14 protein-coding genes are annotated in these 12879 nt (G+C 37.7%); 9 read left to right on the top strand and 5 right to left on the bottom strand.

From position 1 onward, the window contains the following. Positions 1-2: 2 nt before the first annotated feature. Entirely contained in the window at positions 3-1283 is a 1281-nt protein-coding gene (locus ACFO5T_RS01920) for a phenylacetate--CoA ligase family protein (protein WP_380032188.1), read from the bottom strand. Between the two features lie 140 nt (positions 1284-1423). On the opposite strand from ACFO5T_RS01920, the gene purD reads away from it, so the two are divergent. After that, the gene (purD, locus tag ACFO5T_RS01915; RefSeq protein ID WP_380031591.1) at positions 1424-2692 is read left to right on the top strand and encodes a phosphoribosylamine--glycine ligase; all 1269 of its coding nucleotides are present in this window, start codon (positions 1424-1426) and stop codon (positions 2690-2692) included. Between the two features lie 8 nt (positions 2693-2700). On the opposite strand, the gene ACFO5T_RS01910 is transcribed toward purD, so the two are convergent. Beyond that, positions 2701-2964 (bottom strand): DUF6341 family protein, encoded by a 264-nt coding sequence (locus tag ACFO5T_RS01910; RefSeq protein ID WP_375252092.1) that lies wholly within the window; start codon positions 2962-2964, stop codon positions 2701-2703. A 78-nt stretch (positions 2965-3042) separates the two neighbouring features. Here ACFO5T_RS01910 and ACFO5T_RS01905 point away from each other — a divergent pair, with 78 nt between their 5' ends. Genes ACFO5T_RS01905 through ACFO5T_RS01880 form a run of 6 tightly spaced genes read left to right on the top strand, consistent with a single transcriptional unit; the run spans position 3043 to position 8304 of the window. Next, entirely contained in the window at positions 3043-3969 is a 927-nt protein-coding gene (locus ACFO5T_RS01905) for a hypothetical protein (protein ID WP_380031588.1), read from the top strand. Then, positions 3969-4610, top strand: coding sequence for a hypothetical protein (locus ACFO5T_RS01900; RefSeq protein WP_375252094.1), 642 nt, complete (start codon positions 3969-3971; stop codon positions 4608-4610). The genes ACFO5T_RS01905 and ACFO5T_RS01900 overlap by 1 nt, the downstream gene beginning before the upstream one ends. After that, entirely contained in the window at positions 4607-5605 is a 999-nt protein-coding gene (locus ACFO5T_RS01895) for a DNA adenine methylase (protein ID WP_380031585.1), read from the top strand. The genes ACFO5T_RS01900 and ACFO5T_RS01895 overlap by 4 nt, the downstream gene beginning before the upstream one ends. 1 nt (position 5606) lies before the next feature. After that, positions 5607-6218 carry a DUF4254 domain-containing protein gene (locus tag ACFO5T_RS01890; RefSeq protein ID WP_038598205.1) on the top strand — a complete coding sequence of 204 codons (612 nt, stop codon included), beginning with the start codon at positions 5607-5609 and terminating at the stop codon, positions 6216-6218. Between the two features lie 59 nt (positions 6219-6277). Beyond that, the gene (locus tag ACFO5T_RS01885; protein ID WP_380031582.1) at positions 6278-7291 is read left to right on the top strand and encodes a glycosyltransferase family 9 protein; all 1014 of its coding nucleotides are present in this window, start codon (positions 6278-6280) and stop codon (positions 7289-7291) included. Between the two features lie 59 nt (positions 7292-7350). After that, entirely contained in the window at positions 7351-8304 is a 954-nt protein-coding gene (locus ACFO5T_RS01880) for an NAD(P)H-dependent flavin oxidoreductase (RefSeq protein WP_380031580.1), read from the top strand. A gap of 67 nt (positions 8305-8371) precedes the next feature. Here the strand turns inward: ACFO5T_RS01880 and ACFO5T_RS01875 are convergent, their stop codons facing one another. The 3 genes from ACFO5T_RS01875 to ACFO5T_RS01865 form a co-directional block, all read right to left on the bottom strand. Further along, positions 8372-9034 carry an ATP-binding cassette domain-containing protein gene (locus ACFO5T_RS01875; protein WP_380031578.1) on the bottom strand — a complete coding sequence of 221 codons (663 nt, stop codon included), beginning with the start codon at positions 9032-9034 and terminating at the stop codon, positions 8372-8374. After that, a complete protein-coding gene (locus tag ACFO5T_RS01870) occupies positions 9031-9324 on the bottom strand; it encodes a hypothetical protein (RefSeq protein ID WP_380031575.1) in 294 nt (97 codons plus the stop codon). Before ACFO5T_RS01870 ends, ACFO5T_RS01875 begins: the two co-directional genes overlap by 4 nt. Positions 9325-9434: 110 nt before the next feature. After that, on the bottom strand, positions 9435-10487 hold the full coding sequence (locus tag ACFO5T_RS01865) for a ferredoxin--NADP reductase (protein WP_380031573.1): 1053 nt from the start codon (positions 10485-10487) through the stop codon (positions 9435-9437). Positions 10488-10581: 94 nt separating this feature from the next. Here ACFO5T_RS01865 and ACFO5T_RS01860 point away from each other — a divergent pair, with 94 nt between their 5' ends. Continuing rightward, positions 10582-12051 carry a DUF5687 family protein gene (locus ACFO5T_RS01860; protein WP_380031571.1) on the top strand — a complete coding sequence of 490 codons (1470 nt, stop codon included), beginning with the start codon at positions 10582-10584 and terminating at the stop codon, positions 12049-12051. A 7-nt stretch (positions 12052-12058) separates the two neighbouring features. Continuing rightward, positions 12059-12772 (top strand): ABC transporter ATP-binding protein, encoded by a 714-nt coding sequence (locus ACFO5T_RS01855; RefSeq protein ID WP_380031569.1) that lies wholly within the window; start codon positions 12059-12061, stop codon positions 12770-12772. Positions 12773-12879: the final 107 nt, after the last annotated feature.

The following is a 12879-nucleotide window of genomic DNA, read 5'->3' as shown; positions in this document are numbered from 1 at the left end:
AGTTATACTTTTGATGTAAACTGTTTTAATTTTCCTCGGTCAGATCTATCCATTGTAGTTACCTTGATAAAATCTACGTTTAATCCTTCTTCAAGATAGGTTGCTGTGGCTTTTTTTATAGCATCTTGTTGCTTAACAGTGAGTGGTTTTTGTGCTGTGTAAATAAATCTAAATGTATCAAGAGCGGTTTGTTCTATAACAAACTCTTGCACGTTACCATCGTCTTGAATGATACTTTTGGTTACATAATAAAATGTGAGACCTGGGACTACTTTTCCGCTTGGGAGTCTAGCGATATCGTTTGTACGGCCTTGTAATTGTTCTAAAATAGGTTTTTTGGGAGTACTTTTTCGCGAAAGCGCACCTATATCTCCTATATCATAACGTATAAATGGATGTGCTTTATTATAGAGTGATGTGACTACAATACGACCTATCTCCCCATTGGGAACTGAGTGATTATTTTCATCAAGAATTTCCACAAAAAGAAGCTCGCTGTCTACCTGTAATTCATTGTCTTTATTTTGAAATGCAATGAGCCCAATTTCTGAGGCGCCATACTCATTAATAATGGGTACGTTGAGGTATTCTTCTATAAGCTTGCGGTCATCTGGAAAAAGCATCTCGCTTGTAACAATGCAGGCTTTTAGAGTAGGGCAGACATCTGTGAGTATGAGGTGGTTCTTTTTTAAATACTTTGCAAAAAGAACAATACTGCTTGTATACCCGTTTATATATTCAAATTTTGTTTTTTTAAATTTTTTATAAATAGACTCAAGGACTTTCTCGTTTAGATTAAAAATCGGGAAGCGGTATCTATTGCTTAAAAAGTCTTTGAGACGCTCTTTTGTGTACCCAATAGCGTTGAGCGGAATACCGTAAAATCGTGCTTGTTTTGAACGGTCTAGATCAAGATCAAACCACTGGTATCGATCTATAAAAGAGGCCCAAGTGAGTGCGTGTGCATCCTTATCTTTTGCAAAAGTAAAAGGTGTGCCAGAGGAACCAGAGGTTTTACCTACGTACACATTTTTGAGATGATAAATCTCTGATAGTCTTTGCTCTAGTGGTTGTTGTAAATCTTTTTTTGTAAGTATTGGTAGTGTTTCCCAGTCTTTTTCATCTCTCTCTACAAGTAGGTTTTTATAGAAAGAGTTATAAATCTCGTGATAGGTAACTATGGTCTTTTTTTGTTCTGATATATAGTCTTCATATTCACTTTCTGGTATGCTTTGAATACGTGCTAATTCTGATTTTGCAAAATCAGTATCAAACCCTCGCATTCGTAACGCTCTATTAAATAGTTTCAAGTCACCTTAGTTTTGAACACCAAAATACAAAACACGATTGAAAAATATAGAGACATCGCATCTATTTACACAAGCAAAACTTATTTTTGCACTTAAACCTAAAAACTAATCAAATGAACATCTTAATCTTAGGCTCTGGAGGACGTGAGCATACATTTGCATATAAAATTGCTCAAAGTGACCACTGTGATTCACTATTTGTAGCGCCTGGTAATGCCGGGACCTCACAAATAGCCACAAATGTTGCCATAGGAGTTACAGATTTTGATGCAATAAAAGAGCTTGTAATAAAAGAAGGGATAGAGATGGTTGTAGTGGGGCCAGAAGACCCGCTTGTGCAAGGTGTTTATGACTTTTTTAAGGCAGATGAATCGCTTAAAAATGTTGCTGTTATAGGACCTAGTAAAGTAGGTGCAGCGCTAGAAGGAAGTAAAGAGCGTGCAAAAGAGTTTATGATGGCTCATAATATACCTACGGCGGCTTACGAGGCTTTTACGGCAGAAACACTTGATAAGGGACAGGCATTTTTAGAAACACTACAGGCACCTTATGTACTAAAAGCAGATGGTCTGGCTGCAGGAAAAGGGGTTTTAATTATAGACAATCTTGAAGAGGCAAAGCAAGAGCTAGCAAATATGCTGGGAGGAAAATTTGGCGATGCAAGTGCAACCGTGGTGATTGAGGAGTTTTTAGACGGTATAGAACTTAGTGTATTTGTACTCACAGATGGTAAGAACTACAAAGTACTCCCTACGGCAAAAGATTATAAGCGTATAGGAGAGGGAGATGTAGGTCTTAATACTGGTGGTATGGGCGCTATAAGTCCAGTACCATTTGCAGATGATGCATTTATGCAGAAAATAGAGGAGCGCATTGTAAAACCTACGGTAAACGGGCTTTCTAAGGAAAACATTGAGTACAAAGGTTTTATTTTTATAGGTCTTATCAAAGTAGGAGATGACCCTAAAGTAATAGAGTACAACGTGCGTATGGGAGACCCAGAGACAGAGGTGGTATTACCACGTATACAGTCTGATCTTGTAGAGCTTTTTATGGCAGTAGATGCTCAAACGTTAGATAAACAGGAGTTTAAACTAGACCCAAGAAGCGCAGCAACGGTTATGCTCGTATCTGGAGGTTATCCAGAAGCATATGAGAAGGGTAAAGTGATTACTGGCCTTGATACTATAGAAGATTCGCTTGTTTTTCACGCAGGAACTACAGAAAAAGATGGGCAAGTAGTGACTAACGGAGGTCGTGTTATCGCAATTACATCTTTTGATGATGATTTCAAACAGGCCATAAAAAAATCCTATCAAAATATAGAAAATCTACATTTTGATAGGATCAATTATCGTACAGATATAGGCTTTGACCTATAGTAGTATTATTAAATGTTGCTCTCGAGCTCGCTGTTTTTTCCTAAAAAACCGTGAGCTTTTGCTTCACGATACTCAGTATCATTTGCATCATATTTCTTGATTTCCATAATCCAGTATACGATTGCAGCAGCACAAATGAGCATAAAAATCCAGTTTACACCATTTGCAAGCCACCAGTTACTTAGTTCTAACTCTGCAAGTGCATTAAAGGGTGCAAATAAAGTTGCTTCTGCAAATTCTTGTACTCCTTCAAAAAATCCTCTCAAACTCATAATGTTGTATGTTTACAATATTGAAATCTTAATTGTACATCCATAGATGTGACTGCAAAAATAGGAAAAAAACTAGCTATGCTCACAAGATTTTTTGGCACTTCAAAACCACTAACCGTGGTGCTCGTCTTTATTTATATGACTTTGGGCTTTTTTTATAGTAATAGAGAGCAGTTTGTAACGCCATTTAACTGGCAAGAAGTTATTCGACTAGTTGGGATGTGGCTACTTTTTATAAGCACGATGTTTATACTCAATTTTGTAGCTCAAAAAAATGATTTAACTAAACGTAGTACCTACGGCGTATTGCTTTTTGCCGCTTTTAGCCTCTCATTACCAGTGGCTTTAAAAGATGGTGCGATTCTACTTGCAGGCTTTTTTATACTCATCGCCTTGCGACGCATTATAAGTTTTAAGTCTGAGTTATATATGGAACGCAAGATTTTTGACGCGACCTTGTGGATTCTTCTTGCTGCGCTCGCATTTTATTTTAGCTGGTTGTATTTAATAGCAATTTACTTAGGGCTTTTATTATATAATATTTCAAACCCGAGATATTTATTTATTCCTCTCATAGCATTTATATCATTTACAGTCATATATTATAGCTTTTTAATTCTACAAGCAGGAGCTCCGGCAGATGTTACAATTGAATTTGAGTCTGTTTCTTTTGATTTTGGAGCTTATAATAAAGTCAAAATTCTTATTCCCATTGCCTTCTTCATAGCACTAATGTTATGGACAGTATGGAAATATCTTGGTGAGCAAAGAAATGCCTCTTCTGGGTCAAAGTCTCGATACTCTGTAATTTTAGGATTACTCGCTGTAGGCTTACTAGTGATCGCGCTTTCGGCACATAAAACAGGCGCAGAGTGGTATCTTATTGTACCTGTAATGACCATTATAGTAAGTAACTTTTTAGAACACACAGAGAGTCCTATTTTTAAGGAAAGCTTGTTGTGGCTTATTGTCCTTCTTCCAGTATTTATAAACTATATCGCATAATGAAGCTCGATATATCCTACATAGAGAACGAGTTAAAGAAAAGGTGTAACCTTCCCTATGTTTGGAATAGAAAGCAAAATGATACTTGGGATGATGCGACTAAGTTTATTTATAAAACAATGTCTTGGGAAGCGCTTTTAGTTCAAATTGAGGAACAACAAAAGGAGCACAATTTTCCCACACAAGATTTCTTTAACTACGCCATAAACAGATGGTACAACTTCTGGAGTGCCCAGGCCGTAGAAAAAATTTTTACAGACCTACCAGGTTTCGCACCTAACCCAAATCCGGTAGAAGATCACTACGATTTTAGATGGCTAGGCGAGCGCATAGACCATAAAACAAGTATATTCCCAAAAGGATTTGGGGAGAATTACGCTTTCGCGAAAGCGCACAAAACCGAACTCATACAGTGGTTTTACAAGCACCAAAGTACCGGGCAACGCTTTCACCTCAATAACAGGTTATTTATAGTCGTGCACGACCAAAACGGAGAACACTGGAAACTAAAAGCCGAAATAGAACTCATAAAATCCATCATAGAACCCTACGGAAAACAGAAAACACCAGCAGTAATGGAAGTCCTCTCCCTCGAGGAAGGAAAGGAAACAATGGCAGACATTATATGGGTAAGTAGATGAATTATATAGGTTCAAAACATAGATTATCTTCCTTTATACAAGACACTATACATAGCGTGTGTGGGCAAGACCTAGGCGATTTAGTTTTTTGCGATCTCTTTGCAGGTACAGGCGCAGTAGGTAGGGTATTTAAATCTCAAGTAAAAGCCGTCATAGCAAATGATCTTGAGTTTTATAGCTATGTTCTCAATCGTAATTATATAGGAAACTATAAGAGTTTTGAATATAATGACCTTATAGAATACCTAAATTCATTACCACTGCAAGAGGGTTTTATTGCGGCACAATATGGAGAAGGAGGTGTGAGTAATCGGTTATATTTCAGCAAGCATAATGCTCAAAAAATAGATAGTATACGCACAGAGGTTGAAAAATGGTATCATAATAAAGCGATAAGTACAGATGTCTACTATTTTCTACTAGCCAGCCTACTAGAGAGTGCAGATAAAATTGCAAACACAGCCTCTGTTTATGGATCTTATCTCAAAACTATAAAACCTAGAGCCGCAAAGAATATGGTCATTACTCCGGCTACTTTTGAGATTACAAAGACGGCTCATCAAGTATTTCAAGAAGATGGTAACGAGCTTATTACTAAAATAAGCGGAGATATTTTATACATAGACCCACCATATAATGTAAGGCAGTATGGTGCAAATTATCACATACTTAATACCATTGCAAAATATAATATCTTTGCACCACGAGGAAAAACAGGTCTTCCCATCTATAATAAAAGTGCTTATTGTAGTAAGAAAACGGTTGTCTCAAGCTTTGAACAGCTTATAAAAAATGCTCAGTTTAAGTACATTTTTGTAAGCTACAGTAATGAGGGTTTAATGAGTCCATCAGTTATTAAAAAGGTGATGGAGCAGTATGGTAGATATGATGTAAAAACCACCAGTTATAAACGATTCAGAGCAGATAGAACAGCTAGCCGTCATCACAAAGCTAGCAGCACAATAGAGTATTTACACATTTTAGAAAAACAATAATATGTTTACAGATAAGGCAAATGCCATTTTTAAAGAAGCGATAGACACCTATCACGTAATAAACACCGTAGATCAACCTTTTATCAACAAGTATGATAAAAATGAAGATGTACTAGGGCACTTGCTATACCGTAAATGCTGGATAGATACTGTACAATGGCATTATGAAGATATTATACGCGATCCTCAAATAGACCCTGTGGCTGCACTTACACTTAAACGTAAGATTGATGCCTCAAACCAAGATCGTACAGATATGGTAGAGTATATAGATAGCTACTTTCTTGAGAAGTATAAAGATGTAACTGTAAAAGAAGGAGCAACAATTAATACAGAAAGCCCAGCTTGGGGAGTAGACCGTTTATCTATACTTGCTTTAAAAGTATATCATATGCAAGAAGAAGCAACACGTGAAGATGCAAGTGATGCACACAGAGCTGCTTGCCAGACTAAGCTAGATGTTTTACTAGAGCAACGCGTAGACCTCTCTACAGCAATAGATACCTTACTTGATGACATCTCAAAAGGAGACAAGTATATGAAGGTATACAAGCAAATGAAAATGTATAATGATGATGAGTTAAACCCAGTACTCAGAAACATTAAAAAGTAATGAATCCTTACGTACGATACCGTTCTTTATTTTAAAGAGCGGTATCGTGCATTCTTACAATGGCTAGACAAAAACATATTCTCATCATACGGCTCTCTGCAATGGGAGATGTAGCGATGACGGTGCCTGTGGTTTACGCTTTCGCGAAAGCAAATCCAGACATAAAAATATCTTTTCTCTCAAAGCCATTTTTTAAACCCATTGTAAGCTCCATACCTAACCTTGAATTTGTTGCTGCAAATGTCACTTCAGAACATAAAGGAGTGATGGGTATATGGAAACTCGCACGCCAGCTGAAAAAGCTTGGTATCACACACGTTGCAGACTTGCACAATGTCATACGGTCTAAAATGCTTCGTACCTTTCTTAATCTGCCTAGTGCAACTCTAGATAAAGGAAGAGCCGAAAAGAAAGCACTCACTAGAGAAAGCGATAAGAACTTTACACAACTTGCAACAACCGCACAGCGCTACAAAGCTGTTTTTAACAACCTAGAATTTAAAAACCTAGTTCCAGAGGTTTTACCAAAACCCAATAGAGCACCAGCAATCATTGAGTTTACAGCAGGCCATAGTCGCAAGTGGTTGGGAGTAGCACCTTTTGCCGCCCACCTAGGTAAGCAGTATCCTCTAGACTATATGAAAATGGTAGTAGAAGGAATAGACCTATTAGATAAGTACGATATCTTTCTATTTGGAGCACCCTCAGAAGTGACTATACTCAATAACCTCTCAGATAGCTGTAAAAATGTAAAGGTCGTAGCTGGAGCACTTAAATTTAAAGAAGAACTTAATCTTATAAGTCAGCTAGACGGGATGCTTTCTATGGATAGTGGTAACGCACACCTCGCAGCAATGTATGGCGTGCCTACGATAACACTCTGGGGAGTAACGCATCCTTATGCAGGCTTTGCTCCATTTAATCAAGAAGAACACTGCTTAGTGTCAGACAGAAAAAAGTATCCAAAAATCCCAACCTCAATATACGGCAATCTAGTGCCAGAAGGTTATGAAGATGTGATGAAAACCATCTTGCCAGAACAGGTAATAGATAAGATTAAAGCAACTATCTAGCGTTACATACTATGCGCGCACAGTAAAATTGTACTATATTTGTGGTATATTATATAACTATGAGCGCAACAAAACCTACCCTTAACGACTTACTGGGCATAACTCACCCTATTATTATGGCACCTATGTTTCTGGTGTCTAATGTCGCAATGTTAAAAGCTGGAATGGAAAATGGTATCGCTGCCTGTGTACCAGCACTTAATTATAGAACTATAGAAGAGCTTAAAGCTGCCATTACTGAGCTTAAAGCGGCAAAAGTACCTGGAGGAGCCTTTGGGATAAATCTTATTGTAAATAAATCTAATATGAAGTACCCTGCACAGCTGGAAGCAGCTTGTGAGCTAGGTGTAGACTTCATTATCACATCTCTCGGGTCACCTAGAATGGTTATCGAGAAGGCAAAACCAAAGGGAATTAAAGTATTTTGTGACGTTACAGACTTGAGCTACTCAAAAAAGGTAGAAGCAATGGGTTGTGATGCACTAGTTGCAGTAAATAATCAAGCAGGAGGTCACAGAGGTAATATCGCTCCAGAAGCACTTATAAAAGAGCTTAATGAAAACTGCGCGATACCAGTAATAACTGCTGGTGGGGTTGCAAACAAGACCGACCTTGATCGTGCAATGTCTTACGGCGCGATAGGAGCAAGTATAGGAAGCCCTTTTATAGCTTCAGAAGAGGCACCTGTGTCTCAAGAGTACAAGCAAGCTTGTGTAGACTTTGGGGCAAAAGATATCGTGATGACACAAAAGATATCTGGTACACCGTGTACAGTTATTAATACACCTTATGTTCAAAAGATAGGAACAAAACAAACCTGGCTAGAAGGTCTTCTTAATAAAAATAAGAAGCTCAAAAAATGGGTAAAGGCCATTCGTTTTGCAAAGGGTATGCGTGATACCACAAAGGCCGCACAGGGAGCTACTTATAAAACCGTATGGGTTGCAGGACCATCTATAGAGCAAACCACAGCGATAGAGCCTGTAGCAACGATTATTAAGAAGTTTATATAGAAGTACGCTTTCGCGAAAGCGTAAATAAAACCAAAACCTGTCAAGTCATAAAGATGAGACAGGTTTTTTATGTAATATACCCTTGTAACCTAAGATCTTCTACCGAATATACTACCGAAGAAAACCCGTTAGAAAGTACAATGTTACTCGTAGTAACGTCTAGTACATCTGTATAATAATGGTCTGTGAGTATGATTCCTTTTTTTGCTTTAAGCGAAAACAAAAACTCTTTTATCTTTTCTTTATACAAGGGCTCTATCATAGAGAAAGGCTCATCTAGCATAAGGAATGGGTGATTAAGATTTGCTACAAGTAGCAGCTCTAGATAACGTATCTCACCCATTGAGAGTACGCCCGCTTTTTTTGACGCTATTTTTTCTATAAATGGAGCTCTAAAAATGGCGTCTTGATCATCACCATCACTATAAAATAGCGGGATGATATCTCTTACTTTTAAATGTTTAGGCAAAAAGCTTTCTTGTGGTAAATAGCCTATATATTGACTAGGAATAATCTTTTCTAGAGATATAGGTGAGCCATTTATGGTAAGTGTTGCTTTAGTCGCTTTTAAGGTGCCAAAAAGTATTTTGAGCAATGTAGATTTGCCAGATCCATTAGCACCAAATAGTCCCAAAATATCACCAGTCTGTAGTGTAAAGGAGACATCTTTGAGCACTTCTTTGCTTCCAAAAGATTTTTGTGCAGATATGAGTTGTAGCTCGTGTATCATACAAAGAAGGATGTAATGATAAGCAAGACTATGGCTAGAAAACCATTTATCAAATAGGTTCTTGTGACGAGGTGCCTCTTTGTAAAACCAAGATTATGGTACATATAGTATTGTTGCTTTTGAAAGTAACCAAAGGCAAGAATGCCCAAGCCAGTCCCAAACACACCAAAAACAACGATGGTTACCAGAACACCATTTATAATGCTATCTCGAGCAGGAACTGTCGCGAGTCCAAATAAAATGCAGACTGCAGCAGCATATAATGTTACGTCACGATAAAAGTTCCACATAGGTTAAAAATAGATAATCTCCTTTTAAGGTAGGGGTTACCTACTTTAATAGCATAAAAAAACCTGCCTGTTGTACAACGGGCAGGTTTTTAAAAATTTTATAACCTCAATTATATATCATCATAATCTACCACAATTCTAGCTGAGGTAGGATGCGCCTGGCAGGTAAGGATAAGTCCCTCTGCAACCTCTGCATCTGTAAGAATTTGATTTTGTGACATCACAGCAGTACCTTCTGTTACTCGTGCGATACAGCTACTACATACGCCGCCTTGACAAGAGTGTGGTGCGTCTATATCTTCATCTAGTGAGGCGTCAAGAATGTTTGTCTCTTGATCCATAGTAAACTCAAACTCCTCATCATCACAAAGTACTTTTATAGCCGTTTTACCATCTAGAGGCGCCTCGATCTCTGTAGTTTCTGTGCTTGCCGTAAAGAGTTCAAAATGTATGGCAGTGTCTGCAACTTCATTTTCTTTTAGAACTTTAGTTACTTCATTAATCATTGCCTCTGGACCACATAAAAAGTAATCGTCAAAGTTGTTTTCGGCATATTTATTTTTTACCACAAAGTTTACCGTAGATTTCATAATACGGCCAAAGTGTGCGCCATCTACACGCGACTGCGAGTAAATAGACTCTATAGAGAAGCGATCTGTATATTGTGATCTTAACGCTTGTAACTCATCTATAAACATCGCCTCCTCTGGCGTTCGGTTCCCAAAGACTAGTACAAAAGTGCTATCTGGAGATTGAGTAAGGGTTGTCTTTATCATAGACAGAATAGGTGTAATACCAGAACCTGCGGCAAATGCTGCGTAGTTTTTCGCTTTCGCGAAAGCGGAATTATCTATCTTAAATCTCCCCTCTGGTTCTTGTACCTCTAGCGTATCACCTTCCTTAAGTTCTCTATTTGCATACGTTGAGAACGTTCCGTTTTCTACCTCTTTTACAGCAACGGTAAGCCCTTCTTGAGGTGAGCTACAAATAGAGTAAGCACGTCTAACCTCTGTGCCATCTATAGTAGTTTTTAAAGTAATATATTGACCAGGGGCAAAGGTAAAGTGCTCTTTTAAAGCACCCGGAAGTGCAAAAGTAATAGCAATAGATTTTGCTGTGATTCTTGTAATGGTCTGAATATGAAGTGTATGAAATGAAGACATTGACGTTTTTTTTACAAAAATACAAAGCAATGCGTTTTATGTGTAACATTACGAGTAGTTTAAATACCTATACCTCGCTAAACAACCGAAAATTATGGTCAAACAATTTGTAAGCCTTGAGTGGAAGGCTTTTTTTAGAAGTCCTGCTTTTGGGACTAACCTTGCACTTAAAATTTTGATGGTTTTTGGAGCCTTAATGATGGTTTTATACCTAGGAGGTGCTGGTGTGGGTCTTTATTTTATACTTGAAAAAGCAGACCTTGAGCCTTTTTCTACAGTAAATACATTTGTTATTTATTACATAGTAGGTGATCTTATAATAAGATATATGGGACAAAAAATGCCCGTGGTAAATATTAAACCGCTATTACTTTTACCTTTTAAAAAGACTAAGATTGTAAAGTTTGCACTTGGTAAAACGGTGCTTGCCTTCTGGAACTGGATGCACGCTTTTTTCTTTATTCCATTTTCTATTGTATTACTGGTAAAGGGATTTAATCCGCTAGGCGTGATTGCGTGGCACGTGGCTATGTTTTGCTTTATATATGCAAATAATTTTATTAATGTCTTTTTAAATGACAAGCTGTGGCTTGTGTTGAGCGTAGGAGCATTATTTGCTGCCTTAGGCTTTGCTCAGTATTATGGCTATTTTGATATCACAGCGTTTACACAACCGTTTTTTCAAGGGTTATATGAGTATATGTGGCCTGTTATATTTCCTATAGCATTACTTGTTACAGTAGCAACGGTTGCTTTTAAGTACTTTCTTGCAAGATTATATTTAGACGCAGGGCTGGCAAAAAAGGTGAGTGAAGCGAGTGGTGGAGATTTAGGGTGGCTAGATCGTTTTGGGAAGCAGTCTACTTTTCTTAAAAATGATATTAGACTTATAATGAGAAATAAACGCTCTAAGACTACTGTGTTTATGAGTGTTATGTTCTTGTTTTACGGGTTGCTCTTTTTTACGGGTGCAGTTGAGGTTTATGATGGTCCTTTCTGGAAGATGTTTGCAGCAGTATTTGTAAGTGGTGGTTTCCTCTTTAGTTTTGGGCAGTTTGTTCCATCTTGGGATAGTGCTTATTACCCGCTTATGATGACACAAAATATTGCCTATAAAGATTACTTAAAGTCTAAGTGGTTACTCGTGGTGATTGCCACATTCTTTTCGGCGATATTATGCATACCCTATATTTATTTTGGGTGGGATATACTTATTGCAGTCCTAGTAGGAGCCATATTTAATATGGGTATAAATGCACACCTTGTATTACTAGGTGGGGCTTATATAAAAACACCTATAGACTTACAGAGTGGTAAAAAGGCCTTTGGAGACAAGAGTTCTTTTAACCTTAAAACGCTGCTTGTGAGTTTGCCTAAAATGCTTGGACCTATGGCACTTTATGCGATAGGGCACTTTACGGTAGGACCTACTCTGGGCTATGCACTAGTCGCTATAGTAGGGCTTATAGGCTTTGCTTTTAGAGACAAAGTATTTGACCAGATTATAAAAATATATAAGACTGAGAAGTATAAAACGCTTGCAGCTTACAAACAAACAAAATAGAGAGACGATGATCACAGTACACAACTTGTCAAAATCATATAACGGAGTTACAGTTCTTAACCTTGAAGGTTTTGAAATCCCAAGGGGTCAGTCTTTTGGACTTGTAGGTAATAATGGAGCCGGTAAGACTACGCTTTTCAGCTGTCTGCTAGATCTTATACAACCATCTACAGGTTATATAGAAAATGGAGGCGTAAAAGTAAACGAGAGTGAAGACTGGAAAACACACACGGCTTCCTTTATAGATGAAACTTTCCTTATAGGATACCTTACTCCAGAAGAGTACTTTTATTTTATAGGAGACCTAAGAGGAGAAAATAAGGCAGATGTAGATGCATTGCTGGCAACGTTTGAAGACTTTTTTAACGATGAGATTATAGGGAAGCGTAAATACTTACGTGACCTTTCAAAAGGAAATCAAAAAAAGGTAGGTATCGTAGCGACCTTAATAGGGAGTCCAGATGTAATTATACTTGATGAGCCATTTGCAAATCTTGATCCTACTACGCAAATACGTTTAAAAGAAATTATAAAAAAGATGGCATCAGATAGAGAGGTAACTGTCTTGGTATCTAGTCACGATCTTCAGCACGTAACAGAAGTTTGTGAGCGTATTGTAGTTTTAGAGAAAGGGAGCTTAGTAAAAGATATTATTACCTCTCCAGCTACTCTCAAAGATCTCGAGGCTTACTTTGCGGGTAATGAAGTTGTAGTTGAATAGTGGCTTAAAATAGGGGTAAAAAAAAATGGCCACAATAAAGCGACCATTTCCTAAGTTCCCCAACTTAATTCTTCAAGTTTATACAACTTGAACAGTAAAAATACTAA

Source organism: Dokdonia genika, assembly GCF_042652845.1.
Taxonomy (GTDB): domain Bacteria; phylum Bacteroidota; class Bacteroidia; order Flavobacteriales; family Flavobacteriaceae; genus Dokdonia; species Dokdonia donghaensis.
The sequence above is the reverse complement of the archived record's forward strand: the minus strand, read 5'-3'. Positions and strand labels throughout refer to the sequence as shown.

Excerpts from the sequence above, each read along its gene's own strand:
- ACFO5T_RS01880 (WP_380031580.1), top strand. The coding sequence starts at position 7,351 with ATGAGCGCAACAAAACCTACCCTTAACGACTTACTGGGCATAACTCAC.
- ACFO5T_RS01890 (WP_038598205.1), top strand. The coding sequence starts at position 5,607 with ATGTTTACAGATAAGGCAAATGCCATTTTTAAAGAAGCGATAGACACC.
- ACFO5T_RS01900 (WP_375252094.1), top strand. The coding sequence starts at position 3,969 with ATGAAGCTCGATATATCCTACATAGAGAACGAGTTAAAGAAAAGGTGT.
- ACFO5T_RS01870 (WP_380031575.1), bottom strand. The coding sequence starts at position 9,324 with ATGTGGAACTTTTATCGTGACGTAACATTATATGCTGCTGCAGTCTGC.
- ACFO5T_RS01875 (WP_380031578.1), bottom strand. The coding sequence starts at position 9,034 with ATGATACACGAGCTACAACTCATATCTGCACAAAAATCTTTTGGAAGC.
- ACFO5T_RS01905 (WP_380031588.1), top strand. The coding sequence starts at position 3,043 with ATGCTCACAAGATTTTTTGGCACTTCAAAACCACTAACCGTGGTGCTC.
- ACFO5T_RS01885 (WP_380031582.1), top strand. The coding sequence starts at position 6,278 with ATGGCTAGACAAAAACATATTCTCATCATACGGCTCTCTGCAATGGGA.
- ACFO5T_RS01855 (WP_380031569.1), top strand. The coding sequence starts at position 12,059 with ATGATCACAGTACACAACTTGTCAAAATCATATAACGGAGTTACAGTT.
- ACFO5T_RS01860 (WP_380031571.1), top strand. The coding sequence starts at position 10,582 with ATGGTCAAACAATTTGTAAGCCTTGAGTGGAAGGCTTTTTTTAGAAGT.
- ACFO5T_RS01910 (WP_375252092.1), bottom strand. The coding sequence starts at position 2,964 with ATGAGTTTGAGAGGATTTTTTGAAGGAGTACAAGAATTTGCAGAAGCA.
- purD (WP_380031591.1), top strand. The coding sequence starts at position 1,424 with ATGAACATCTTAATCTTAGGCTCTGGAGGACGTGAGCATACATTTGCA.
- ACFO5T_RS01865 (WP_380031573.1), bottom strand. The coding sequence starts at position 10,487 with ATGTCTTCATTTCATACACTTCATATTCAGACCATTACAAGAATCACA.
- ACFO5T_RS01920 (WP_380032188.1), bottom strand. The coding sequence starts at position 1,283 with ATGCGAGGGTTTGATACTGATTTTGCAAAATCAGAATTAGCACGTATT.
- ACFO5T_RS01895 (WP_380031585.1), top strand. The coding sequence starts at position 4,607 with ATGAATTATATAGGTTCAAAACATAGATTATCTTCCTTTATACAAGAC.